The 23312-nt window shown below is 60.2% G+C and carries 21 protein-coding genes; 7 read left to right on the top strand and 14 right to left on the bottom strand.

Annotated features, from left to right (window positions below):
* Positions 1-2 precede the first annotated feature (2 nt).
* From AC5YUO_RS04875 to AC5YUO_RS04900, 6 genes are all read left to right on the top strand, one after another.
* The gene (locus AC5YUO_RS04875; RefSeq protein ID WP_496154454.1) at positions 3-1442 is read left to right on the top strand and encodes a glutamine synthetase family protein; all 1440 of its coding nucleotides are present in this window, start codon (positions 3-5) and stop codon (positions 1440-1442) included.
* A gap of 12 nt (positions 1443-1454) precedes the next feature.
* Entirely contained in the window at positions 1455-2741 is a 1287-nt protein-coding gene (locus AC5YUO_RS04880) for an NAD(P)/FAD-dependent oxidoreductase (RefSeq protein ID WP_496154455.1), read from the top strand.
* A gap of 136 nt (positions 2742-2877) precedes the next feature.
* Positions 2878-4353 (top strand): glucose-6-phosphate dehydrogenase, encoded by a 1476-nt coding sequence (gene zwf, locus AC5YUO_RS04885; RefSeq protein WP_496154456.1) that lies wholly within the window; start codon positions 2878-2880, stop codon positions 4351-4353.
* A gap of 10 nt (positions 4354-4363) precedes the next feature.
* Complete coding sequence (gene pgl, locus AC5YUO_RS04890) at positions 4364-5062, top strand: 6-phosphogluconolactonase (protein ID WP_496154457.1); 699 nt, start codon at positions 4364-4366, stop codon at positions 5060-5062.
* A 128-nt stretch (positions 5063-5190) separates the two neighbouring features.
* Entirely contained in the window at positions 5191-7011 is a 1821-nt protein-coding gene (gene edd / locus AC5YUO_RS04895) for a phosphogluconate dehydratase (RefSeq protein ID WP_496154458.1), read from the top strand.
* A gap of 221 nt (positions 7012-7232) precedes the next feature.
* Entirely contained in the window at positions 7233-8597 is a 1365-nt protein-coding gene (locus tag AC5YUO_RS04900) for a metallophosphoesterase (RefSeq protein WP_496154459.1), read from the top strand.
* 90 nt (positions 8598-8687) lie between these two features.
* On the opposite strand, the gene AC5YUO_RS04905 is transcribed toward AC5YUO_RS04900, so the two are convergent.
* From AC5YUO_RS04905 to AC5YUO_RS04940, 8 genes are all read right to left on the bottom strand, one after another.
* A complete protein-coding gene (locus AC5YUO_RS04905; RefSeq protein ID WP_496154460.1) occupies positions 8688-8981 on the bottom strand; it encodes a type II toxin-antitoxin system RelE/ParE family toxin in 294 nt (97 codons plus the stop codon).
* A complete protein-coding gene (locus AC5YUO_RS04910) occupies positions 8978-9241 on the bottom strand; it encodes a type II toxin-antitoxin system ParD family antitoxin (protein ID WP_496154461.1) in 264 nt (87 codons plus the stop codon). The genes AC5YUO_RS04905 and AC5YUO_RS04910 overlap by 4 nt, the downstream gene beginning before the upstream one ends.
* A gap of 124 nt (positions 9242-9365) precedes the next feature.
* On the bottom strand, positions 9366-9722 hold the full coding sequence (locus tag AC5YUO_RS04915) for a hypothetical protein (protein WP_035236048.1): 357 nt from the start codon (positions 9720-9722) through the stop codon (positions 9366-9368).
* 239 nt (positions 9723-9961) lie between these two features.
* Entirely contained in the window at positions 9962-11050 is a 1089-nt protein-coding gene (locus tag AC5YUO_RS04920; RefSeq protein WP_496154462.1) for an ABC transporter ATP-binding protein, read from the bottom strand.
* Between the two features lie 20 nt (positions 11051-11070).
* The gene (gene bglA, locus AC5YUO_RS04925; protein ID WP_496154463.1) at positions 11071-12726 is read right to left on the bottom strand and encodes a beta-galactosidase BglA; all 1656 of its coding nucleotides are present in this window, start codon (positions 12724-12726) and stop codon (positions 11071-11073) included.
* 37 nt (positions 12727-12763) lie between these two features.
* A complete protein-coding gene (locus AC5YUO_RS04930; protein ID WP_496154464.1) occupies positions 12764-13924 on the bottom strand; it encodes a carbohydrate ABC transporter permease in 1161 nt (386 codons plus the stop codon).
* 1 nt (position 13925) lies between these two features.
* Complete coding sequence (locus tag AC5YUO_RS04935) at positions 13926-14939, bottom strand: carbohydrate ABC transporter permease (protein ID WP_400818225.1); 1014 nt, start codon at positions 14937-14939, stop codon at positions 13926-13928.
* A 105-nt stretch (positions 14940-15044) separates the two neighbouring features.
* A complete protein-coding gene (locus tag AC5YUO_RS04940) occupies positions 15045-16406 on the bottom strand; it encodes an ABC transporter substrate-binding protein (RefSeq protein ID WP_496154465.1) in 1362 nt (453 codons plus the stop codon).
* A gap of 278 nt (positions 16407-16684) precedes the next feature.
* On the opposite strand from AC5YUO_RS04940, the gene AC5YUO_RS04945 reads away from it, so the two are divergent.
* Complete coding sequence (locus AC5YUO_RS04945) at positions 16685-17710, top strand: LacI family DNA-binding transcriptional regulator (protein WP_496154466.1); 1026 nt, start codon at positions 16685-16687, stop codon at positions 17708-17710.
* 268 nt (positions 17711-17978) lie between these two features.
* On the opposite strand, the gene AC5YUO_RS04950 is transcribed toward AC5YUO_RS04945, so the two are convergent.
* From AC5YUO_RS04950 to AC5YUO_RS04975, 6 genes are all read right to left on the bottom strand, one after another.
* A complete protein-coding gene (locus AC5YUO_RS04950) occupies positions 17979-18878 on the bottom strand; it encodes a bifunctional methylenetetrahydrofolate dehydrogenase/methenyltetrahydrofolate cyclohydrolase (protein ID WP_496154467.1) in 900 nt (299 codons plus the stop codon).
* Positions 18879-18955: 77 nt separating this feature from the next.
* Entirely contained in the window at positions 18956-20734 is a 1779-nt protein-coding gene (locus tag AC5YUO_RS04955) for a GumC domain-containing protein (protein WP_496154468.1), read from the bottom strand.
* Between the two features lie 114 nt (positions 20735-20848).
* Positions 20849-21523 (bottom strand): WecB/TagA/CpsF family glycosyltransferase, encoded by a 675-nt coding sequence (locus AC5YUO_RS04960; RefSeq protein WP_496154469.1) that lies wholly within the window; start codon positions 21521-21523, stop codon positions 20849-20851.
* Between the two features lie 202 nt (positions 21524-21725).
* Positions 21726-22265: a flagellar basal body-associated FliL family protein gene (locus tag AC5YUO_RS04965; protein WP_496154470.1), complete on the bottom strand. Its 540-nt coding sequence runs from the start codon at positions 22263-22265 to the stop codon at positions 21726-21728.
* A complete protein-coding gene (locus AC5YUO_RS04970; protein ID WP_004432559.1) occupies positions 22265-22633 on the bottom strand; it encodes a hypothetical protein in 369 nt (122 codons plus the stop codon). Before AC5YUO_RS04970 ends, AC5YUO_RS04965 begins: the two co-directional genes overlap by 1 nt.
* A gap of 29 nt (positions 22634-22662) precedes the next feature.
* Positions 22663-23220, bottom strand: coding sequence for a rod-binding protein (locus AC5YUO_RS04975; protein ID WP_003503348.1), 558 nt, complete (start codon positions 23218-23220; stop codon positions 22663-22665).
* Between the last annotated feature and the right edge of the window lie 92 nt (positions 23221-23312).

The following is a 23312-nucleotide window of genomic DNA, read 5'->3' on the forward strand; positions in this document are numbered from 1 at the left end:
ACATGCCCGCCAAGAAAACCATGCTCCGCCCGAAGAAACAGGCAACCATGGCAAAGAAGACCCCTCCCCTCGACCTCTCCTCCCCCCGTGGCGTTTCCTCCTGGCGCGAAGCCGCCCAATGGTTGCGGGCGCGCGGGATCGAAGACATAGAATGCATTACCCCCGACCTTGCCGGCGTTCCGCGCGGCAAGATGATGCCGACGGCGAAGTTCACGGGCGACACCTCGCTTGCCCTGCCATCGGCCCTCTACCGCCATACGATATCGGGCGAATATCCCGACGAGACCGCCAATTTCCGCTACGAGCCGCGCGACAGCGACCTGAAGCTGGTGCCTGACCTTTCCACCCTCTCCGTCGTGCCGTGGGAAACGGACCCGACCGCGCAGGTGATCTGCGACGTGGTGGATGCCGAAGGCAATTTCGTGCCCTATACGCCGCGCAACGTGCTGAAGAATGTGCTTTCGCTCTATACCGAAAAGGGCTGGAAGCCGGTCGTGGCGCCGGAAATCGAATTTTACCTCGTCGCCATGAATGACGACCCCGACTATCCGCTGCATCCGCCGAAGGGCCGGTCCGGCCGCTCCATCGTCGGCGGGCAGAGCTATTCCATCGCCGGCATCAACGAATTCGACGAGTTGATCGACGACATCTATCATTTCTCCGAAAAACAGGGACTCGAGATCGACACGCTGATCCACGAGGAAGGCCCGGCGCAGCTGGAAATCAACCTGCGGCACGGCGACCCGATCGAGCTTGCCGACCAGGTGTTCCTGTTCAAGCGCACCATTCGCGAGGCGGCGCTGAAACACGGCATCTACGCCACCTTCATGGCCAAACCGATGCAGGGTCAACCGGGTTCGGCCATGCATATTCACCAGTCGGTGGTGGAAATCGACAGCGGCCGCAATATTTTCTCCAATGCCGATGGCAGCCCTTCGAAGGAGTTCTTCGCCTTTGTCGGCGGCATGCAGCGTTACGTTCCGAACGCGCTCGTCATGCTGGCGCCCTATGTGAATTCCTATCGCCGCCTGACGCCCGACATGGCCTGCCCGGTCAACAATGCCTGGGGTTACGACAACCGCACGACGGCCTTCCGCGTGCCGATTTCCGGCCCGCAGGCACGTCGCGTCGAAAACCGCCTGCCGAGCTCGGACGCCAATCCGTATCTCGCGCTTGCCGCTTCGCTCGGCTGCGGCTGGCTTGGCATCGTCAACAATATCGAGCCGACCGAACCCACCGCCGATACGGCCAATGAAGGCTCCATCGAACTGCCGCGCGGCCTGCTTGAGGCCGTGGCGCTGCTGGAAGGCGAGGAACAGTTCGACCGGGTGTTCGGCCATGAATTCGTGGGCCTTTATGCCGGCCTGAAACGTGGGGAATTCGAGACCTTCATGCAGGTCATCAGCCCCTGGGAGCGCGAGTTCCTGCTTCTCAACGTGTGAGGAACCACGAGCATGACATGGCAAAGCCCGATTGCGCCGGGATTATCCTGGTATCAGGCAACCGTCGGCGAGCGGCCGGACTATCCCGCCCTCGACGGGTCGAAGCAGGTTGATGTCGCGATCATCGGCGGCGGTTATACCGGCCTTCAGGCCGCCTGTAACCTCGCCGAAAACGGCGTCTCCGTCGCCCTCATCGAAGCGCATCGTTTCGGCGATGGCGCGTCCGGCCGCAATGGCGGGCAATTCGGCACCGGCCAGCGCTCCTTCCCCGACGAGGTGGAAGAAGAGATCGGCTTCGAGCAATCGAAACTGCTGTTCGACATTGCCGAGGACGCCAAGAATTATGTGCGCGGCTTCGCCGTCAGTCGCGGCATCGACATGGAATATCTTCCCGGCCAGCTCTATGTGGCGCACAAGGCCGCTTACGAGGACGACTATCGCCGAAGCGTCGATGCGATGAACAATCGCTATGGCTATCCGTATATTTCCTACATGGAACGCGCAGAAGCCCGCAGACGTGTCGGCTCCACCCATTATTTCGGCGGCACGCGCGACACCGGCACCGGCCATATCCACCCGCTGAAGCTGCTGGTCGGGCTGGCGAAGGCGGCGAAAGCGGCGGGCGCCGGCATTTATGAAATGACGCCGGCGAAATCCATCCGCCAGGCGGGCGGCAAGACCATCATCGAAACGCCTTTCGGTACGATCACCGCGCCGCGGGTGCTGATTGCCACCAATGCCTATATCGGCAATCTGGAGCCGGTCACCGCCGCCCATATCATGCCGATCCGCTCCTTCATCGGCGCCACCGTGCCGCTGGATGCATTTCCCGACATCATTCCCGACCGGGAAGCCGTGGCGGATTCGCGGTTCGTGGTGCGCTATTTCCGCAAGACGGCCGATAACCGGCTGCTGTTTGGCGGGCGTGAGGCCTATACGGCCGATACGCCGCGCGATATTTCCAGCCATATCCGCCGGCAGATCGCGGAAATCTATCCCGCGCTGAAAGACATAGACATCACCCATTCCTGGGGCGGCTCGGTCGGCATTACCCTGCCGCGACGGGTCTTCGTGCGCGACGTCATGCCCGGCGTCACCTCCATCGGCGGTTATTCCGGCCATGGCGTGATGCTGTCGAATTATTGCGGCAAGCTCTATGCCGATCTCGTTCTCGGCAAAAAGGACATGCTGGCGCCCTTCGCGCAGCTGAAGGTGCCGTCTTTCCCCGGCGGGGCGTCGCTGCGCGCGCCGCTGCTTTTCCTCGCGCTCTCCTGGTACGCGTTGCGAGATAGGTTTTAGGCTAATGTTTACAGACTGTTGCCGGCGGCGGACGAGTTGGCGGAAGCAAAATTCATAATTTCACCTAACTGAGTCTGGCATTTTTAAATCGATTAGATTATTGATGCCCCAACCTTTGAAGATCGAGAGAATCGATATGAGCAGTCAGATCATTCCTGTTGAACCTTTTGATTGTGTCGTTTTCGGCGGCACGGGCGATCTTGCCGAACGCAAGCTTCTGCCGGCCCTTTATCACCGGCAGGTCGAAGGCCAGTTCACGGAGCCGACCCGCATCATCGGCGCGTCGCGTTCGGTCATGACCCATGAGGAATATCGCAAATTCGCGCAGGACGCCCTGAAGGAACATCTGAAGGCCGGCGAATATGACGACGCGCAGGTGACCCTGTTTCTCAACCGGCTTTTTTACGTGCCCGTCGACGCCAAGTCCGGCAATGGCTGGGACGTGCTGAAGAAGCTGCTCGATGAGGGCAAGGAACGCATCCGCGCCTTTTATCTGGCCGTGGCACCGGGCATTTTCGGCGACATCGCCGACAAGATCCGTGAGCACAAGCTGATCACCCGCTCGACCCGCATCGTCGTTGAAAAGCCGATCGGCCGCGATCTCGCCTCCGCGCAGGAACTCAACGACACCATCGGCCACGTCTTCAAGGAAGAGCAGATCTTCCGTATCGACCACTATCTCGGCAAGGAGACGGTGCAAAACCTGATGGCGCTGCGTTTCGCCAATGCGCTTTACGAGCCGCTGTGGAATTCCGCGCATATCGACCATGTTCAGATCACCGTTGCCGAAGCGGTCGGTCTTGAAGGCCGCGCCGGTTATTACGACAAGGCCGGCGCGCTGCGCGACATGGTTCAGAACCATATCCTGCAGCTGCTTTGCCTTGTCGCCATGGAGCCGCCGGCATCCATGAATGCGGAAGCCGTGCGCGACGAAAAGCTCAAGGTCCTGCGCTCGCTGAAGCCGATCGATACCAGCAATGTCGAAAAACAGACGGTTCGCGGCCAATACCGCGCCGGCGCTTCCGCCGGTGGCCCGGTCAAGGGTTATCTGGAAGAGCTGGAAGGCGGCGTTTCCAACACCGAAACCTTCGTCGCCATCAAGGCCGAAATCGCCAACTGGCGCTGGGCCGGCGTTCCCTTCTACATCCGCACGGGAAAACGCCTTGCGACCCGCGTTTCGGAAATCGTCGTCACCTTCAAGCAGATCCCGCATTCGATCTTCGACGATGCGGCCGGCAAGATCGAGGCCAACAAGCTGGTCATTCGCCTGCAGCCGGATGAAGGCGTCAAGCAATCGCTCCTCATCAAGGACCCCGGCCCGGGCGGCATGCGCCTGCGTCAGGTTTCCCTCGACATGAGCTTTGCCGAAGCCTTCAACGTGCGCAGCCCTGATGCCTATGAGCGGCTGTTGATGGACACCATCCGTTCCAACCAGACGCTGTTCATGCGCCGCGACGAGGTTGAGGCCGCCTGGGACTGGATCGACCCCATCTTGAAGAGCTGGGAAGATCTGGGACAGGGCGTACAGGGTTACACGGCCGGCACCTGGGGTCCGAGCGGTTCGATCGCATTGATCGAGCGCGACGGCCGCACCTGGCACGATGCCGACTGAGGGCCGGGCGATGAGCGAAACGATCCACGTCTTCGACACCGCCGCCGAACTGGCCACCGCGCTGGCGGCGGAGGTTGCCAAACGCCTCGATGCGGCAACCAAGGAACGGGGGGCCGCAAGCATTGCGGTTTCCGGCGGTTCGACGCCCAAGCTGTTCTTTCAGGCGCTTTCCAAACACGATCTCGACTGGCCCAATATCAGCGTGACGCTGGTGGACGAGCGTTTCGTGCCGCCGGAAAGCGACCGTTCGAACCACCGCCTCGTTGCCGAGAATCTGCTGCAGGACAAGGCAAAGTCGGCCTATTTTGTGCCGCTCTTCCAGCCGGCGGCCTCGCCCGAGGATGCGGCAACGCTTGCGACCGTCAAGACCGAAGCGATCTGCGATCCTTTCGACGTCGTCATTCTCGGCATGGGAACGGATGGTCACACGGCATCGTTCTTCCCGGGTGGCGACAATCTCTACGAAGCGCTTGATCTCGATGAGCCGCGCGGCGTCTTGACCATGGCGGCGGAGAATGCCGGAGAGGAGCGGTTGACGTTCAACTTCTCCAGCCTCAACGATGCCGATTTTCTGGTGCTGCATATTGAAGGTGCCGCCAAGAAGGCGACGCTGGAGAAGGCGCAATCAGGCGAGGATGAGGACGAAATGCCAATCCGCGCCGTGCTGAACCGGGCCGAAACGCCCGTGGATATATACTGGGCGCCATAAGCCAAACGCCACCGCCGCGATTGCGGCCCGGCGACAAAGCGCCCCGACGACATGAAGACTGAAACACGACAACCGGCCGCTCACCTCCCGGAACGCCGGTTGCCGACCAACGAACAGGATGAACGCCCATGTCCGCCGATTCCCGCATTCAGGCCATCACCGCCCGCATTGTCGAACGTTCCAAGCCCTATCGCGAGACCTATCTCGAGCGGTTGCGGCTGCAGGTCTCAAAAGGCGTTCACCGTTCCGTGCTTTCCTGCGGCAATCTCGCGCACGGGTTTGCGGTCTGTTCCCCCGCCGACAAGGACATCCTTGCCGGCGACCGGGTTCCCAATCTCGGCATCATCACCGCCTATAACGACATGCTGTCGGCGCACCAGCCTTACGAGACCTTTCCGGCGATCATCCGTGATGCGGCAAAGGAAGCGGGCGGCATCGCTCAGGTGGCCGGCGCGGTTCCCGCAATGTGTGACGGCGTGACGCAAGGCCAGCCCGGCATGGAGCTCTCGCTGTTTTCCCGCGATGCCATCGCCATGGCGGCCGGCATCGGCCTGTCGCACAACATGTTCGACGCCGCCGTCTATCTCGGCGTCTGCGACAAGATCGTGCCCGGCCTCGTCATCGCCGCGCTCGCCTTCGGTCATCTGCCCGCCGTCTTCGTTCCCGCCGGCCCGATGACATCGGGCCTGCCGAATGACGAGAAATCCCGCATTCGCCAGCTTTATGCCGAAGGCAAGGTTGGCCGCGCCGAGCTTCTGGAAGCGGAATCCAAGTCCTATCACGGCCCCGGCACCTGCACCTTCTATGGCACGGCCAACTCGAACCAGATGCTGATGGAGATCATGGGCTTTCATATGCCCGGCTCCTCCTTCATCAATCCCGGCACGCCGCTGCGTGACGCACTGACCCGTGAAGCAGCCAAGCGCGCGCTGGCGATCACCGCGCACGGCAATGAGTTCACGCCGGCGGGCGAGATGATCGACGAAAGATCCGTCGTCAACGGCGTCGTCGGCCTGCATGCGACCGGCGGTTCCACCAACCACACCATGCATCTGATCGCGATGGCGCGCGCCGCCGGCATCATCCTCACCTGGCAGGATATTTCCGATCTTTCCGACATCGTGCCGCTGCTCGCCCGCGTCTATCCCAACGGTCTTGCCGATGTGAACCATTTCCACGCTGCCGGCGGTATGGGCTTCCTCATCAAGCAACTCTTGAAACAGGGCTTCGTGCATGATGACGTACGCACGGTCTTCGGGCAGGGGCTTGAGGCTTACACCGTGGATGCCATGCTTGACGAGAAGGGCGCCGTCACCCGCCAGCCCTCCCCCGAGCAGAGCCACGACCCGAAGGTTCTTTCCAGCATCGAAACGCCGTTCCAGCCGACCGGCGGCCTGAAGATGCTGACCGGCAATCTCGGCAAATCGGTCATCAAGATTTCCGCCGTCAAGCCGGAGCGCCATATCATCGAGGCACCGGCGATCGTGTTCCATGACCAGCAAGAGCTTCAGGACGCCTTCAAGGACGGCAAGCTCAACCGCGACTTCATCGCCGTCGTGCGCTTCCAGGGACCGAAGGCGAACGGCATGCCGGAACTACACCGCCTGACGCCGCCGCTCGGCGTGTTGCAGGATCGCGGTTTCAAGGTGGCGCTGGTGACGGACGGGCGCATGTCCGGCGCATCCGGCAAAGTGCCGGCCGCGATCCACGTCACGCCCGAGGCTTCCGACTGCGGCCCCATCTCGCTCATCCGCGATGGCGACATCATCCGTCTCGATGCCATTTCCGGGACGCTGGAAGTGCTGGTGTCCGCCGCCGAACTGGCGAAACGCGAACCGGCGCGCGCCGATCTTTCCGGCAATGAATGGGGCATGGGCCGAGAACTTTTCGCACCCTTCCGCCGCAATGCCGGCCCGGCCGATCAGGGCGCCAGCGTTCTATTCCATTGACATTCTGAAAGGCGAAGGCCGATGCGGTTTTCGCCTTTCAACCCTGCTTTGCGACATCGTCCGACTGCACTTTACCGCCCGGAATGATCCGGTGCAGAAACCGCTTTATTTCCTATTTCTGAAACGTCAGACTTGTCATGCGGCTGTGATGATCTCCCTTTAGGGCCTTCTTCGACCAGCCGCGGGACGGCGGCATAGTTTCGGATGATGGGGCCTAGAACATGACGATTTTCTCAAGCAAACGCCGCGATGTGCTGAAGCTGATGGCCGGCACCGCCATGCTGCCGCTGCTGGTGGCGGCAACGCCGGTCATGGCGCAGGATGCGGCTCTGCGCGCAATCGTCATCTCCGACCTGCATTCCGCCTATGAGCGTATCGGTCAGCTTCTCGCAGCCATCGAAACGCGCATCGCCGCCGACAAGGTTCCCCACATCATCCTTCTGAACGGCGACCTGTTCGAGATCGGCAATGCAGTGGCCGCACGCTCGGCCGGCGAAATCGAATGGACCTTCCTCGCGGCGCTCGCAAAGCTCGCTCCCACCGTCATCAATATCGGCAATCATGAGCCGGATATCGATAACGACCTCGCCAATTTTGTGACCCGTGCCCAGGCGCTCGGCATCATCGTGCTTTCCAACATCGTCGACAAGCGCAGCGGAAAACCCTATGCGCCCGATCGTGCCGAAGTGAACGCCGGTGATCGCAAGGTCATCCTCGCGGGCCTCGCCACCAATGCGATCAACACCTATCCGAAGGCCACGCGCGAAATGCTCGACATTCCGCAGCCGGTGGAATGGGCGAAGACCAATCTGCCTGATATCGTCAAGGCGGATGCGATCAACATCGTTCTCAGCCATGCCGGCGTTGTCGCCGACCGCGATATCCTGCCGCTGCTGCCGGATGGTACGCTGCTGGTGGGCGGTCACGATCACCTGAACTTCGTGCATGAGCAGGGCGCGACGCGTTATGTCCATACCGGCTCCTGGTGCACCTCCATGACGGTTGCGACGATTACGGCTCCCGGCAAGGCCGCTGCCATCGAAACAGTCGCCATCGATCGTGACGGCCCGGTCTCCCCTGCCCTCAAGACCCTGATCGAACAGACGCTCGAAAAGCATCTGACGGCGGAAGAGCGGCAAGTCGTCGGCAAATCCGCCAAGGCAATGACCGTCGATGAAGCCGGCCGTCATGTGGCGCAGCTCATCGCGGCAAAAACCGGTGCGGATGTCGGATTTATCGGCCACACCTCCTTCGGCGCCGGCCTGCCTGCGGGCGATATTCGCCGCTACGACTTCAACGCCTCGCTGCGTTTCGACGGCAAACTGATGGTGACGGAAGTGGATGGCGAGGCGCTCGCCCAGATCCTCAAGCGCTGCAACCAGGATGGCGACATTCCGCTCGCCGCCCGCACTGGCGACTATCTCTACGCGATGCCGGAGAAGCCGGAAAAGAAAGAGCGTTACAAGCTCGTCTGCAACGACTGGTCGGCCACCAACCAGAAATCCTATTTCGGCCGTGGCGACCTGACCTTTACCGAGGTGACGGATGTGAAGCTGAAGCAGACGGTTCTGGGCGGGCTTTCTTAAGATCGCAGGCATCGAAAGCAGAGACGGTCGGTATGGGCCTGTAAATTCTTGATTCATGCCGCGGTTTCGGGATCGAGGTGTGAATCAGTCCTATGGGAAGAGGATGGATTCGTAATCCTGGGAACCGTTCAGAATGTGCAGAATTTCCACGCGCGTTTCGGCAACACGATAAAAAACGAGATAGTTTTCATAAGGACGGCGGCGAATGCCGGTTTGCTCGTAACGGGGCACCAGCGGATAGGCTCTCGGCATCTCCGCCAGTCTTGAACATCGGTCCAGCAATTCGGCAACGAAAGTTTCTGCACGTCGCGGATTATCAGCCGCAATAAAATCACCGATGCGCTCAAGGTCTGCCTTGGCCTCGTCGGTGAGAACGACGATCACAGCCCGCTTTCTTCCGCAATTTTCCGGTACTTGGCGCTAAGCTGCGATGCAACGTCCTCGATTGGCGTCACGCGTCCGGCATCCGCGTCCGCGACGCCGCGTGCAATTGCCAGATCAAGAGCGGCGAGTTTCTTTTCACGCTCTTCCACCAGCCGAACGCCCTCCCGCAACACCTCGCTGCGAGAATTATAACGCCCTGACTTCACAAGCTCGGAAACGTAAGTTTCCAGATGACGACCGAGATTTGCACTGCTTGCCATACCGATATCCTCTCCCCCCAACTATATCATCCCGTGATAATAGTTAGCAACCGCAGGATATGACGCCGGGCGATGCGGACGGGTGAAACAATCGGTTAAGTTATTTTGCCGGCCGCGGATGGTATCAGAACGACCGTATATCCAGCTTCCGGTCCCTATGGGCCGGATGGGTGCTGAACACGAAAATGCGGTCCAGTTCCTTCTGCGTCAACATGCGCAGGAAGCGGACGTGGATGGTGTTGTTGGCGTTGACGCGCAACATGACGCAGCCGATCTTGGTGATGCGGGCGTCGGGAATATCGAGATAGAACTGGTTGGGCAGGTTATATTTCGTCAGCAGCGCCAGCACGGCTTCGGTCTGGGAGATGCGGATGACGTCGCAGCGGCGCGCCGCCATATGCATCACGGCCTTTTCGGTATATTCGATGCGTGCGGCATTCATGGTATCTTCCATGCGAAACCGGCTTTCGCGGTCATACATGAAGGATTCTTCCTTGCTCAGGTAATGGTTCCTGATGACACCCGCACCGCTCTGCACACCCAGACTCCCATGCTCATTCAATGGAGCAAGACTAGGTCATAGTCTTTAACAATTCATATCAGCGCAGGCTTAAACCGACCGGAAGCGGGACATTTCCGACTTTTTTCCACAGCGGTAAAAAGGCCAGAAATAACCCCGGGACAAGGACGTTCCGGGGCATGGTTTCGGTATCATGGCAATCAGACGCGGTAGGTTTTGCCCTCGGCGTCGAAGAGATGGAGTTTTTCCTGCGGTGCCGCAAAACGCAGGGTTTCGCCCTTGGCGACGGAAACGATGCCCGGCACCTTGACGATGATCGGCTCCTGCCCCTTGGGCGCTTCGAGATAAAGCAGGGTCACTTCACCAAGCGCCTCGACGATCGCGACTTTTCCCTCGAAAAGATAATCGTCACCGGTAACGATGCTCAGATCTTCCGGCCGGACACCGAAGCTCGCCGCCTTGCCGTTTTCGGTTGCGGGCGTGGGAACATAAACAGCGAGCGTCTTACCGCCGGCAAGTTCGATGGAGGTCCGTTCGCCGGTTCCGGTGATTTTTGCAGCGATGATGTTCATCGCAGGTGAGCCGATGAAACGCGCCACGAAGAGATTGGCGGGCCTTTCATAAAGTTCGAGCGGCGCGCCGACCTGTTCCACACGACCGGCATTCAGAACCACGATACGATCCGCCAGCGTCATCGCTTCCACCTGATCGTGGGTGACGTAGATCATCGTCGTATCGGCCATCTGCTCGTTGAGCTTGGCGATCTCGATGCGGGTGGCGACACGCAGCGCCGCATCGAGGTTCGACAAAGGCTCATCGAACAGGAAGACCTTGGGATTGCGGCAGATGGCGCGGCCGATGGCGACACGCTGACGCTGGCCGCCCGAGAGAGCCTTTGGCAGACGCTCCAGATATTGCGTCAGTTGCAGGATTTCGGCGGCGGCGCGAACGCGGCGGTCGATCTCCTGCTTGTTCTCCTTGGCGATCTTCATGCCGAAGGCCATGTTGTCGTAGACGGTCATATGCGGATAAAGCGCATAGGACTGGAACACCATGGCAATGCCCCGACGCGAGGGCGGGATTTCATTGACGAGTTGCCCGTCAATATACATCTCGCCGCCGGTGATCTCCTCCAGACCCGCGATCATGCGCAGCAGCGTCGATTTTCCGCAGCCGGAGGGGCCGACGAAAACGATGAATTCGCCCTGTTCGATCGAGAGATCGATACCGTGCAGGACCTTTATCTGCCCGTAGGATTTGCGGATATCCTTGAGAACGAGACTTGTCATGGGTGTTCCTCCCTCATCTGTCAGGCGTAACGGGCGAAGAAAGCGCCCCATGCCGGAAGTTCTACGCTTCTGCCCTCAAGGCCGCTTGCAAAGCCGTGGCCTTCGAGAACCTCCCAGTTCCCTTCCGGCAGCGTGGCTTTTGCGGACGTGGCGGACAGGTTGAAGAGGCACAGAACGGTTTCGTTGCCGAGCTTGCGGGTATAGCTCAGCACCTCGCCCTCAACCGGCTGGAATTCGATGCCGCCCTTGGCGAAAGCCGGGTGCTGCTTGCGGAAGGCAAGGAAGCGGCGGTAATGTTCCAGCACCGAGGCTTCATTGCCCTGCTGGGCGCTGACGGCGCGCTGCTTGTGCTCGGCCGGAATGGGCAGCCATGTCTTGTCCGAGGTCGAGAAACCGGCCTGTGCGTGGCCCGCATCCCACACCATCGGCGTGCGGCAACCATCGCGGCCCTTGAATTCCGGCCAGAACTGGATGCCGTATGGATCCTGCAAATCCTCAAAGGCGATATCGGCTTCGGTGAGACCGAGTTCCTCACCCTCATAGATGCAGACGGAGCCGCGCTGCGTCATCAGCAGCGCCGAAAGCACCTTGGCGAAAGCGTCCTTATCCTCGACATGCTCGCCCCAGCGGCTGACATGGCGCACGACATCATGGTTGGAGAAAGCCCAGCAGGCCCAGCCTTCCGGGGCGGCGCGCGCAAAATCAGCCTGTACATCGGCGACGCGCTGCGGGGTGAGCGCATCGGGTGCGAGGAATTCAAAGGCATAGCACATCTGCATCTTGTCATCGCCGGAGGTATATTCACCGACGATTTCGAGGCCGCGCTGACTGTCGCCCACTTCGCCAACGGCGGCAATGTCGGGGAATTCGTCCAGAACGGCGCGGAAGCGCTTCAGGAAGGCGATGTTTTCCGGGCGGTTCTTGTCGTAGAGATGTTCCTGGAAGTTATAGGGATTGACCGCAGGAGCCGTGGAGGCATTGCGGCGTTCCGGCGCGAGCGCCGGGTTGTCGCGCAGCTCAAGGTCGTGGAAATAGAAGTTGATGGTGTCGAGGCGGAAACCATCGACGCCGCGCTTCAGCCAGAAACGGGTGATGTTTAGCAGCTCTTCCTGCACTTCAGGGTTATGCAGGTTGAGGTCCGGCTGCGAGGTCAGGAAGTTGTGCATGTAATATTGCATGCGCGTCGGGTCCCACTGCCAGCCCGGACCGCCGAAGATCGACAGCCAGTTATTGGGCGGCGTGCCGTCCGGCTTGCCATCCGACCAGACATACCAGTCCGATTTTGCATTGTTGCGGCTGGCGCGGCTTTCCACGAACCAGGGATGCTGGTCCGAGGTGTGCGACATGACGAGATCGATCATGACGCGGATGCCAAGCCGGTGGGCCTCGGCGATCAGCCCGTCGAAATCGGCAAGCGTGCCGAACATCGGGTCGACATCGACGTAGTTCGAGACGTCGTAACCGAAATCCTTCATCGGCGAAGTGAAGAAGGGCGAAATCCAGATCGCATCTGCACCGAGGCCGGCAATATGCGCCAGACGGTCGGTGATGCCCTTGAGATCGCCGATGCCGTCGCCATTGGAGTCCTGATAGGAGCGCGGATAGATCTGATAGATAACAGCGCCGCGCCACCAATCCTTGTTGGGCGTCAAAGCGGAAGTCACCGAAGCGGTCATGGAAGTGTCCTGTCTGGTATGGGCGTTCATGGAATGATCAACCTCCCTTGACGGAGCCTGCGAGCAGGCCACGCACGAGATAACGTTGAAGAGCAAAGAAGACGCAAAGCGGCACGATGATGGTGACAAAGGCCGAAGCGGTGAGGATTTCCCAGTTGCCGCCGCGCGAGCCGAGCAACGCGTTGAGCGCACCGGTCAATACCAGTTCGTCCTTCTGCGTGCCGAGGAACACCATGGCGACGAGCAGGTCGTTCCAGGTCCACAGGAACTGGAAGATGGCGAAGGAGGCAAGCGCCGGGAAAGAGAGCGGCAAGATGATCTTGACGAAGATTTCAAAATCGCTCGCGCCATCCACGCGGGCGCTTTCGATGATCTCTTTCGGCAGGCCGGAAATATAGTTGCGCAGCAGATAGATGGCGAGCGGCAGGCCGAAGGCGGTGTGCGCCAGCCAGATGCCGGCATAGGTCTTGGACGGCACGCCGAAAATGGTGCCGATTTCATTATAGAGCCGCAGCAGCGGGATCAGCGACATCTGCAACGGCACGACGATGAGGCCCACCACCATGGCAATCAGCAGATTGCGGCCGGAAAAGCTCATCCATGACAGCGCATAGGCGGCAAAGGCGGCGATGAGGATGGGGATGACGGTTGCCGGAACCGCCACGGTGAGCGAATTGACGAAGGACTGGCCGATGCCTTCCGAGGTCAGGACCGTGCGGTAATTGTCGAGCGTGAAGACCGGCGGCGTCGCGACGGAGATGTAGACGCGCTTGCCGCGCGCGCCCTCGAAGCTCGCGGCCTTGCTATATTCGTAGGTGCCGTCCGTATTGACGAGCAGCGTTTCACCGTCACCGATATCGGCCGCCTCACCCGCTTTGAAGGCTCTGGGCTCCTGAACGCGAACACCGAAGGCAGAGACTTTTCCGCCGGCACCATTTTCAAAAACATTGCCTGATATCACATAGCGGCTGCCGTCCTGCTTCTGCACGGAAGCATCGGCGAGGCGAACCGCCGAGGTCTGTTCGGAACTGGAGAAGGCCGTCCACCAGCCGGAGACGGTGATCTGGTCCTTGTCGCGCAGTGAGCTGACAAGAATACCGAGCGTCGGCAGGAGCCAGAGAAGCACGACGACGAGGACGCTGGCATGGACGATGAGGCGCGGCAGGCCGACGCGGCGCAGGCGTTTGACGATATTCATCTCAGCGGCCCTCCATCTCGCGGTTCGCCTGGCGGATATTCCAGACCATGATCGGGGTGACCGCCGCCATGATGATGAGCGCGATGACGGCACTTCGGCCGCTGTCGCCGCCGCCGCGGAACATCCAGTCGAACATGAGATTGGCGAGAACCATGGTGTTCCATTGGCCGTTGGTCATGGTCAGCACGATATCGAAGACCTTGAGAACGAGAATGGTGATCGTGGTCCAGACGACGGCGATGGTGCCCCAGATTTGCGGCACCATGATCTTCCAGAAGATCTGCCAGCCATTGGCGCCGTCGATGACAGCCGCCTCGATGGTTTCTTCCGGAATGCCGCGCAAAGCCGCCGACAGGATGACCATGGCGAAACCGGTCTGGATCCAGATGAGGATGACCATCAGGAAGAAATTGTTCCAGAAGGGCATGGAAATCCAAACCTCCGGGCTGCCGCCGAAAAATTCGACGATGGCGTTCAAGAGGCCGATCTGCACCTGACCTTCGGCGCGGTATTCATAGATGAACTTCCAGATGACGGATGCGCCAACGAAGGAAATCGCCATCGGCATGAAGACGATGGATTTGGCGATGTTGCCCCACCAGATGCGGTCGGTCATGACGGCGATGACGAGGCCGAAGAAGGTGCAGGCGGCCGGCACGACGGCGAGCCAGAGGATATTGTTGAAGATCGACTGGCGAAAACCGGCATCGAAAAACGCCCAGCGATAATTGGCAAGGCCGACAAATTCGCTGCCGGTGCGATCATAAAAGGACAGGATCAGCGTGGCGATGACGGGATAGACCAGATAAACGAGCAGCAGGATCAGCGCCGGGCCGATGAACAACCACGGCCGGACGGCGGCGCGGCGGTTCAAGTTGCGGGATGCGTGGATGACGTCTCCCGAGCGGACGGGAAAGATTGCCTGCAGCGCCTTGTCGGATAGCCAGTAATAGGCAGCGCAGGCAAAAACGCCCGCTACCATGACGCCGATGGCAGACACGAGTTGTTGAGCCATGTTCCCTCCCTTGATCCTCTCCGCGCCGCGTTGATTTATGCGGTCGTCGGGGCAGTTCCTTTGGTGAGGCCCGGCAGCGTGCCGCCGGGCCAAGCCGGATTGAGCTTACTTCAGGCCGTCCCAGGCCTTCTGGATATCGGCGGCGACCTGGTCGGCAGACTTGCCGCCGACAAAATCGATCATGCCGGTCCAGAATGCGCCGGCACCGATCTTGCCGGGCATCAGGTCGGAACCGTCGAAACCGAAGCTTGTCGCGGTCGTGAGGATTTCCCCCTGGCGCTTCATCTGCTCATTGGCATAGGTGTCGACATTCACACCCTTATACGGCGTCAGGAAGCTGGACTGCGCCATCCATACTTCGTGGGCGATCGGGGTCTTCAGGAATTCGACGAATGCCTTGGCCGCAGGTGCTTCCTTGGTTACCGTGACGAGCGTGCCGGCGCCGAGAACCGGCTTGCCAAGGTCAGGCTTGGACGCGTAAGTCGGCATGTAGAAGAAATCCGCATCCGTTCCGACCTTGGTGCCTTCAGGGAAGAAGGACGGAATGAACGACGCCTGATGGTGCAGGTAGCATTTCGGGGGAATGTCGAAGAGGCCCTTCGGGCTGTCGCGGAAGTCGGTGGAGGCCACGGCCGCAACACCGCCGCTGACGTATTTCTCGTTCTTGGCGAATTTGCCGAATTCGTTGATCGCTTCGACCACGGCCGGATCGGTGAACTTGACCTCGTTGGTCGTCCACTTCTGGTAGACGTCGAGCGGCTGCGTGCGCAGCATCAGGTCTTCCACCCAGTCGGTGGCCGGCCAGCCGGTGGCGCCGCCGGAACCGAGGCCGATGCACCAGGGCGTGCCGCCATCGGCGACGATCTGGTCCGTCAGCTTGAGCAGGTCTTCCATGCTCTCGGGCACTTTATAGCCCGCTTCCTCGAAGTTCTCAGGCACGTACCAGACGAGCGACTTCACATCCGCCTTGAAGGGGAAAGCGAAATAGGCCTTGTTGCCATCCTTGCCCTTGTAACTGCCGAGATCGACCCAGGACTGGCCCGCGCCGTAATTTTCCTTGACCCAGTTGGCGGTCTCATCGCCGAGCGGCACGAGGAAACCCTTGGCCGCGAGATCGGCCAGAAGGCCAGGCTGCGGCAGGATGGCGATATTGGGCGGCGAACCCGCCTGTGTATCGATAACGATCTGCTGTTCGTAATTTTCCGACGAGGAATAACGGACATTCACGCCGGTCGCATCGGCGAAATAGGCGAGCACCGACTGGAACAGCGCCTCATCCTCACCACGCCAGGGGCCGAAAATCGTCAGCGTCTGACCTTTCAGGTCGGCATGGGCCGCCTTGAAGTCCTCGTAGCTTTTCCAGTTGAACTTGGCATCTGCGCCGGGTGCGAATTTCAGATCGGCGGCAAAGGCCGAACCCGACAGCAGCACCATCGAGGCCGCCGTCGCCAAAAGAGTCTTCCGCATGTGATTTACCTCCCATCACATAAAAGGCTCAAAGCGTCCTCTCTCAATCAAAGCGCTTTGGCTGCCTATTCATCTCATTGTCATTGAGACCGAGTCAAGAGGCTCTTTCTGCGGAAACGTTGCAGCTCCTTGGGAATAGTCATATTTATTTCGGAAGGCGGCTATCATTTTCGATTGAGAAAAGCCGATGGGACTGGTAAAAATCTAAAGCGCTTTGGGAATGTGAGGAGCGGCTTTTGGCCTTTTCCTTAGGCGCGCGCATGGAGGAAATGACGGACATGAACCTGAAACAGTTGTCGCAACTGCTGGGGATTTCGCAGACGACCATCAGCCGGGCTCTCAATGGCTATCCCGAGGTGAGCGCCGAGACGCGCCGACGCGTCATGGAGGCCGCAGAGAAGACGGGATATCGCCCAAACGCGGCGGCGCAGCGGCTGGCAACCGGCAAGGTCGGCTCCATCGGTCTTGTCATGCCGATTGGTGAACACCATCGCTCCGACGTGCATTTCGGTGAATTCCTGAGCGGTCTCGGTGAGGAAGCCTCACGCAGCGGCTTTCATCTCGTCATCATGCCGACCGAACCGGAAAAGGAGCGCGAAGCCCTGCGTGGGCTGGCGGCGAGCGGTAGCGTCGATGGCATATATCTCGCCTACATGAAGAAGAACGACCCGCGCATCTCCATGCTGCAGTCGCTCTCCCTGCCCTTCCTCGTGCATGGCCGCTCTATCGGCGTGGAGGAGGATTATCCCTATCTCGACGTGGATAATGAGGGAGCGTTTCGTGATGCGACCCAGCTTCTCCTCCAGCTCGGCCATAAGCGCATCGGGCTTTTGAATGGCCCGGAGGGCTACGACTTTACCTATCGGCGCTGTCTCGGGGTGGAGAAGGCGCTGGAGGCAAGCGGCCTTTCCCTGCACCCGGATAATAAACGGCACAGCAGCATGACGGATGAGGAAGGTTATCTCGGCATGGAGGCGCTGCTGTCACGACCGGAAAAACCGACCGCCATTCTCTGCGCCAGTACCGCGCTGGCTCTCGGGGCCATCCGTTCGCTCAACCAGCGGAGATTAAAGCCCGGCAGGGATATTTCGCTGATCGCACATGACGACGTGCTGCCGCTTTTGAAGCCCGATAATTTTTCGGTGCCGCTGACCACCACCCGCTCGTCGCTCCGGGCAGCCGGGGTGCGCGTGGGCCAGCGTCTCATCAACCGCATCAAGCTTAACCAGACGGAACCGCATCAGGAACTCTGGAAGGCGGAACTGGTGGTGCGCGCTTCGACGGGGCCGGCTCCGAAGGGGTGAGGCGGATGGTCTTATCTTAAAGCGCATGCGGCTGAAGCTGAACACGTCGCCGGCATAAGGTGTTTCTCGCGCTAAGCACCCTACACGCCCTCATTCCTGTTCCCCGGAACAAGCCCGAGGATGTCACAGGAATCCAGCCGACGCGCGTCCGCGCGGCGGAAAGACTCCTTTCAACCCAAGGACTTGGGCTGGCTGGATCCCTGTGACGAGCACAGGGATGAGGAAGGTGGTTTATGCACCGTCGCCGAATCTCTAATCTGAAAGCGAGTTAAAACTTCGGCGCCGTCAGCCCCTGGGCACGATGAGCGGCGATGACCGTGTTGGCCATCAGCATGGCGATCGTCATCGGGCCGACACCGCCGGGAACCGGCGTAATGGCGGCGGCAACGGCGCTTGCTTCGTCAAAGGCGACATCGCCCACCAGCTTGGATTTGCCTTCGCCCTTTTCCGGTGCGGCAATGCGGTTGATGCCGACATCGATGACGGTGGCACCTGGCTTCACCCAGTCGCCCTTCACCATCGTCGCGCGACCGACCGCCGCAACGAGGATATCGGCCGTCTTGCAGATCGCCGCCAGATTCTTCGTGCGAGAATGCGCCATGGTCACCGTGGCATTGGCATTAAGCAGAAGCTGACCCATGGGCTTGCCGAACAGGTTCGAGCGGCCGATGACCACGGCGTTGAGGCCGGAAAGGTCGTCGCCGTGAATGCCGCGCACCAGAAGCATGGCGCCGGCGGGCGTGCAGGAAATGAGGCCGGTGGCGAGATCGCCGGTCGCGAGCTTGCCGGCATTCAAGACGCTCAAGCCATCCACATCCTTCTCGGGCAGGATCGACTGGATGATCTCATCCGAATTGAAATGTTTCGGCAGCGGAAGCTGCACCAGAATGCCGTGGATGGATGCATCGGCGTTCAGTTCGCCGACCAGCTTCAGGAGTTCGCCTTGCGTGGTTTCCTCCGGCAGCGTGTGCTGGATGGAGTTGAAACCGCATTGCTTCGCCATCTTGCTCTTGGAGTTCACGTAAGCGTGGCTGGCCGGATCACTACCGACGATGACAACCGCGAGACCGGGCTTCACGCCCTTTTCCGCCTCAAGCGCTTCTGCCGATTTGCGGACCGCCTCCGTTACCGAAGCCGCCTTCGCCTTCCCGTCAATCACAACTGCCATGCGTCCTGCTCCTGCTGGGTTACGTCGGCTCCGTATGGTGCCCCCTTCACAGGAATGCAAGCGAAAATGCGGCGTTTTCAGGCTGTTTTGCGGTAGTCTTCCCGACGATCGGCGTAATCGGCGAGACGCTCTCTCAGGAACGCCAATTCGCGTCGCAATTCCATCAGCTCCTCGGCTTCGGCCTCCGCATGATCGAAGTGCCCGGCAAGGGCTTCAGCCAGGAGCGGCGGCAGCCCTGCCGATGCGGGTTCAGTGGTTTTGACGGTGCGATTGCCCATCAGCACCTGCCGCACGCGCTCGTCCAGCGGCATGTCATCGTCGTCATTGACAGCCTCGCCGTAATAATCGGCAAAGCTGTCTTCCTCCGGCACGATATCGCCTTCTGCGACAGGGTCCTGCAAATCGTCAAAGACAGCCGGCTCGATCGGCTCGAATTCCGAGAATTGCGAAGCGTGGTCCGGCCGTTCGGCAGAGGATGGAAGTTGCGCATCGTCTTCAACGACCAGTGCAACCTCCTCTTCCTCCTCGTCATGGCGACGGTAGCTGAGGAGATAGAGACTGCCCAGCAGGCCGATCAATGCGCCGCCGCCCGCCAGCATGGCGGCCTGCGTCAGGTCGCGGGTCAATTCTCCCGGTGCGGCCTTCCGCGTCAAACGGGTTTCGACCGCGGGCGTGGCGGAGGCGGACAGGTCACGGCGTTCGCTTGCCTCCAGATAGGCATTTCGGGCCGTTTCCAGTTCACCCTGCAATCTGGAGAATTCGCCGGGGGCGACACCGAGGTCGCTCAGGCGGTCGAGGTATTTCTTGTGCTCGCCATTGGCGGCAGTACTCTCCTCAGCGATGCGCTTTTCATCCGCCCGCAAGCCTTCAAGCAACTGACGCAGTGCCGGCGCTGCAAGCGCCTGTGCGGCATCCACCGCATTCTGGGCGGCGATGCGGCGGGGATGTTTTGGGCCGTAGTCGACCGAAACCGCAGCAAGCGCCATGCTGGCACTCGCATGCTTCTGCCTGATATCCTCAAGCGCTGAAAAACCCACACCGGCCGGCAGCGGCTTCGCAAACACATCATTCGGCTTCAGGGCCGAAGCCGCCGCCAAATCAGCCTGGAGGGACTGTTGCTGCCGCGCAATTCCGGCAAGGCTGTCGTTTGCGTCACGCAACTGCTGCTCAAGTTGCTGCACCTCGGACATCACGGCGTCGCCGTGGCGCATCTGGAAACCGTTCAGCGCGGCTTCCGCCTCATCGAGCCTTGTCCGCGCCCTCTCCGTCTCGCGCATGGCGGGTGTCATGGTGCCGGCCTTGCCATCGGCGATGACGCGCATCGAAAGATAGTCGGTCAGCCGCCTGGCGGTTTCCGGCGTCGCGGCCTTGCCGGTCACGATCAGCGTATTTTCATCCGGCGTGAGCTCCAGCCGGATCGCTTCGCCCACCGCGCCGTTCAGCGCTTCCCGCTCTGAGAGCGGACGCGCGTCCGCGCCGGTCAGAAGGTCGAAAAGCAGGCCAAGCTCGCCCTGATTGCGAACACCGACCATATCGGCGGACTTCAGCTTGAGATCGGCGGTTATACGGTCGAGCCCGGAGGGCGAAAACAGCGTGCGGCGTGCCATCGCCAGAAAGCGGGCCGCATCGGGGGCATCGTAAGCGGTCTGGGTAACCTCGATCCGGGCCTGCGAAACATAACCGCGAAAACCCGAATCGATCAGCAGAAGCGGAAGGGCACCCCCGGCAACCGTGGCGGCGGCGATACAGCCGGACGTCAGGAGCCGCAGACAATGCCTGCGCCATTGCGATACGGGCGCAGCGACATCATCCTCGTCAGGGCGAATCGCCATCATGTCCGGATTGTCATCAACCATCTGAAGCCGTCTGTCGCCCTCGGTGCCGCCCGTAACGGGCGACTGTCAAAACCTTACGAGAGGTTAAAGGATCGTGGCAAACAAATGGTTAACGCAACGCCTGCGGGAACAGCCTCAGCTCTTGCCGAGCGCGATGTGCCAGGGTTCGGCGCAGAGGCTGTAGAGCCAGCTCATATGCAGCTTGCGGAAAATTTCCGGCATGCCGGCAACTTCCGACGACAGGACCTTGAACAGGGGGCCAACCGCGATGGCGACCCGCGCATTCTCGCGGCTGACGGCGCGGTGCAGCCATGTCTCCTGATTTTCCTTCAACATTCCCGCCAGCAGAACATCCACCTTAACGCCCGATGCATCCCGGTTCAGCATGACGAAATCGTGCCATGGCGCATGCGCACGCAACTTGGCGAGAACCTCACCGATCTGGGCCGCATCATCCCCCGCGACGCCGATACGTTTCGGCATTGCCATATAGGTCAGAAGCGCCATGACGAAGGCGACGCCATCGATGACGACGGGCAGAGGCTCGCCATGTTCTGCACGCGCCGCAGCACTCATGCCCTTGCCCTGCGGCAGAAGCAGGCAGCTTTCCAGAATCTGCCGATAGTCGTTATCCCTGAGAGAAAGCTTCGCCTTCTCGATGGTGAGAAAGGACAGCATCATATGCCCTTCGCAGGCCGAAGCGCTGCCGCTGACCAGTTCCAGCGCCCCGTTCCAATCGAGATCACAGACGCGCAGTCCATGGATATTCCGTTGCGATCCCGGCTGCGCGAAACCTGACGCGAAACTCATTGCCAACCCCCAAATGCCAAACCCATCGCCACCGATCCGGCGCATGGCCTGCTGGACGGTGGTTGATGGGTCTGTTTATACAGGTGCTGGTTGAATTTAGCTTGAAAGCAATTTCTCAAATGCTTCTGGATGCGGCAAGGGACAATTAACCAGAAAGATGCTCCACATCCTCTGGCGGACCGAAGCCCCTCCCCTTGAACCGTCAGTGGCTTGGCGCCGCAGCCGCTTCTTTTCCGGCTTCGGCCTTCTCGCCCTCGACCAGCTTGACCGAGCGGGGCGTGCCGTTACCGTTCTGCTCGCGAATATCGGCTTTCGAGAGATAATCCAGCTGTTCGATCAGCACATCCTCGACCACCTCGTCATCGAGCCTCTTGTTCAGCCCCTCGCGGATGCGCTGCTTGAAGGCTTCGGGATCGAAGGTGGAGATGTTGGCGATATTGACCATGGAAGAACCCGCGAGCAGCGTGAACAGTTCATCGGTCATCAGCTGCGTTGCGGGCAGCTCGATCTTCGCCATCTTGGTTTTGTCGACACGCAGGGAAATACGGCTGAGGAAATAGCCGTTCACCCCGCCATCATTGATGACGGGGATCGTGATGCTTTCGCCCTTGACCAGTTGCAGATTAGCCTTTTTCGCCCCCGCCTCATCCGGCGCGGGCGCCGTCGCCAACTGGACGGAGAAATACACCGCGCCGAGCGTGACGGCGCAAACCCAAACGCCGGTGAGAAGAAGCTTCAACATCAGGAGGCTGCGCCGTACATGAACTGTTCCTGGGAATAGGTGCCGTCGGTATCGGCTTCCTGGATCGCGTTCTTCAAGAGGTCCGCCACGGCGCGAACCGCGTTCAGATGCGCCTCGACCCGGCTGGCATTGGTCGCGAGCTTGGACTTGATGCCCTTGACCTGCTCCATGTAACCGGCGGCGATTTCCTCGCGCGGCGTATCGCGGAACAGCATCGTCAGCTCATAGAGGCAACGGCTCTTATGGGCGTTGGAGACCTTGAAATCGAACTTGGGGTCCTTACCGATATTGTCGTTCTCATTGTCGATGATCATCTCAAGGCGGCCGAGAACGGATTGGATACGGTGGTCGTTCGACATAAGGTCCATGCTTGTCTCCTCGTTAAGATTTTTCATTCTCAAGCCTCGTCCGTTTTCTCATTGGAAACGCCGAGGACCTGCCGCTCGAACTCCGCCACCATCCGAATTGCAGCATTATGGTCTTTTTCATTCATCGATACGTCGGTAATGCCTTTGCTTTCAGCCTTCCGAAGCGCATCCTTGTAAGCCTGCTCCGCGATGCCGACGCCGCCATTTCTGGAGATCGTGTCGGCAAACTGTTCCGCCATCATGCTTTTCCAGATCTCGCCGGCATTGCCCTTGCCGTAAACTTCCTCGCTGTCTTTCGGCAGCATGTTGGCCACGAAGGTCTGGAGCACCGAGGCTTCATATTTGCGGTATGTTTCCGGGATTTCGGTGCGGGCGGCGCGAATATTGGTATCGCCGAGACCAGCCTTCGAGGAAGCGCCATCCAGCATATCGACCGCAGCGCCAAAGCCCTTGCCGGCATCGGCAAGGCTGGTTGCGGCAAAAGCCGCCTTGTTCGCCTTGAGTTTTTCCTGGGCGACCTGAACTTCCTGGGGGTCCGCCGCGCGAACCACATCCATCACCAGATCACTTATCACCGATATCGCCACGTCCATATCTCCCGAGCTGACGAATGGGCGGCGCAGAAAGCCGGCGCATTCGCTCAATCAAGAAACATCGCCGGAGACGTCCTCAAAACGCC

It is taken from the genome of Agrobacterium sp. LEGMi-208b, from assembly GCF_059511785.1.

What these genes read in the sequence shown, in the direction of transcription:
- AC5YUO_RS04950 (WP_496154467.1), bottom strand. Translation starts at nt 18,878, where the DNA reads ATGGCAGTTGTGATTGACGGGAAGGCGAAGGCGGCTTCGGTAACGGAG.
- edd (WP_496154458.1), top strand. Translation starts at nt 5,191, where the DNA reads ATGTCCGCCGATTCCCGCATTCAGGCCATCACCGCCCGCATTGTCGAA.
- AC5YUO_RS04920 (WP_496154462.1), bottom strand. Translation starts at nt 11,050, where the DNA reads ATGACAAGTCTCGTTCTCAAGGATATCCGCAAATCCTACGGGCAGATA.
- zwf (WP_496154456.1), top strand. Translation starts at nt 2,878, where the DNA reads ATGAGCAGTCAGATCATTCCTGTTGAACCTTTTGATTGTGTCGTTTTC.
- AC5YUO_RS04945 (WP_496154466.1), top strand. Translation starts at nt 16,685, where the DNA reads ATGAACCTGAAACAGTTGTCGCAACTGCTGGGGATTTCGCAGACGACC.
- AC5YUO_RS04910 (WP_496154461.1), bottom strand. Translation starts at nt 9,241, where the DNA reads ATGGCAAGCAGTGCAAATCTCGGTCGTCATCTGGAAACTTACGTTTCC.
- AC5YUO_RS04930 (WP_496154464.1), bottom strand. Translation starts at nt 13,924, where the DNA reads ATGAATATCGTCAAACGCCTGCGCCGCGTCGGCCTGCCGCGCCTCATC.
- bglA (WP_496154463.1), bottom strand. Translation starts at nt 12,726, where the DNA reads ATGACCGCTTCGGTGACTTCCGCTTTGACGCCCAACAAGGATTGGTGG.
- AC5YUO_RS04935 (WP_400818225.1), bottom strand. Translation starts at nt 14,939, where the DNA reads ATGGCTCAACAACTCGTGTCTGCCATCGGCGTCATGGTAGCGGGCGTT.
- AC5YUO_RS04960 (WP_496154469.1), bottom strand. Translation starts at nt 21,523, where the DNA reads ATGAGTTTCGCGTCAGGTTTCGCGCAGCCGGGATCGCAACGGAATATC.
- AC5YUO_RS04940 (WP_496154465.1), bottom strand. Translation starts at nt 16,406, where the DNA reads ATGCGGAAGACTCTTTTGGCGACGGCGGCCTCGATGGTGCTGCTGTCG.
- AC5YUO_RS04970 (WP_004432559.1), bottom strand. Translation starts at nt 22,633, where the DNA reads ATGGACCTTATGTCGAACGACCACCGTATCCAATCCGTTCTCGGCCGC.
- AC5YUO_RS04915 (WP_035236048.1), bottom strand. Translation starts at nt 9,722, where the DNA reads ATGTATGACCGCGAAAGCCGGTTTCGCATGGAAGATACCATGAATGCC.
- AC5YUO_RS04875 (WP_496154454.1), top strand. Translation starts at nt 3, where the DNA reads ATGCCCGCCAAGAAAACCATGCTCCGCCCGAAGAAACAGGCAACCATG.
- AC5YUO_RS04900 (WP_496154459.1), top strand. Translation starts at nt 7,233, where the DNA reads ATGACGATTTTCTCAAGCAAACGCCGCGATGTGCTGAAGCTGATGGCC.
- AC5YUO_RS04955 (WP_496154468.1), bottom strand. Translation starts at nt 20,734, where the DNA reads ATGGTTGATGACAATCCGGACATGATGGCGATTCGCCCTGACGAGGAT.
- AC5YUO_RS04965 (WP_496154470.1), bottom strand. Translation starts at nt 22,265, where the DNA reads ATGTTGAAGCTTCTTCTCACCGGCGTTTGGGTTTGCGCCGTCACGCTC.
- pgl (WP_496154457.1), top strand. Translation starts at nt 4,364, where the DNA reads ATGAGCGAAACGATCCACGTCTTCGACACCGCCGCCGAACTGGCCACC.
- AC5YUO_RS04880 (WP_496154455.1), top strand. Translation starts at nt 1,455, where the DNA reads ATGACATGGCAAAGCCCGATTGCGCCGGGATTATCCTGGTATCAGGCA.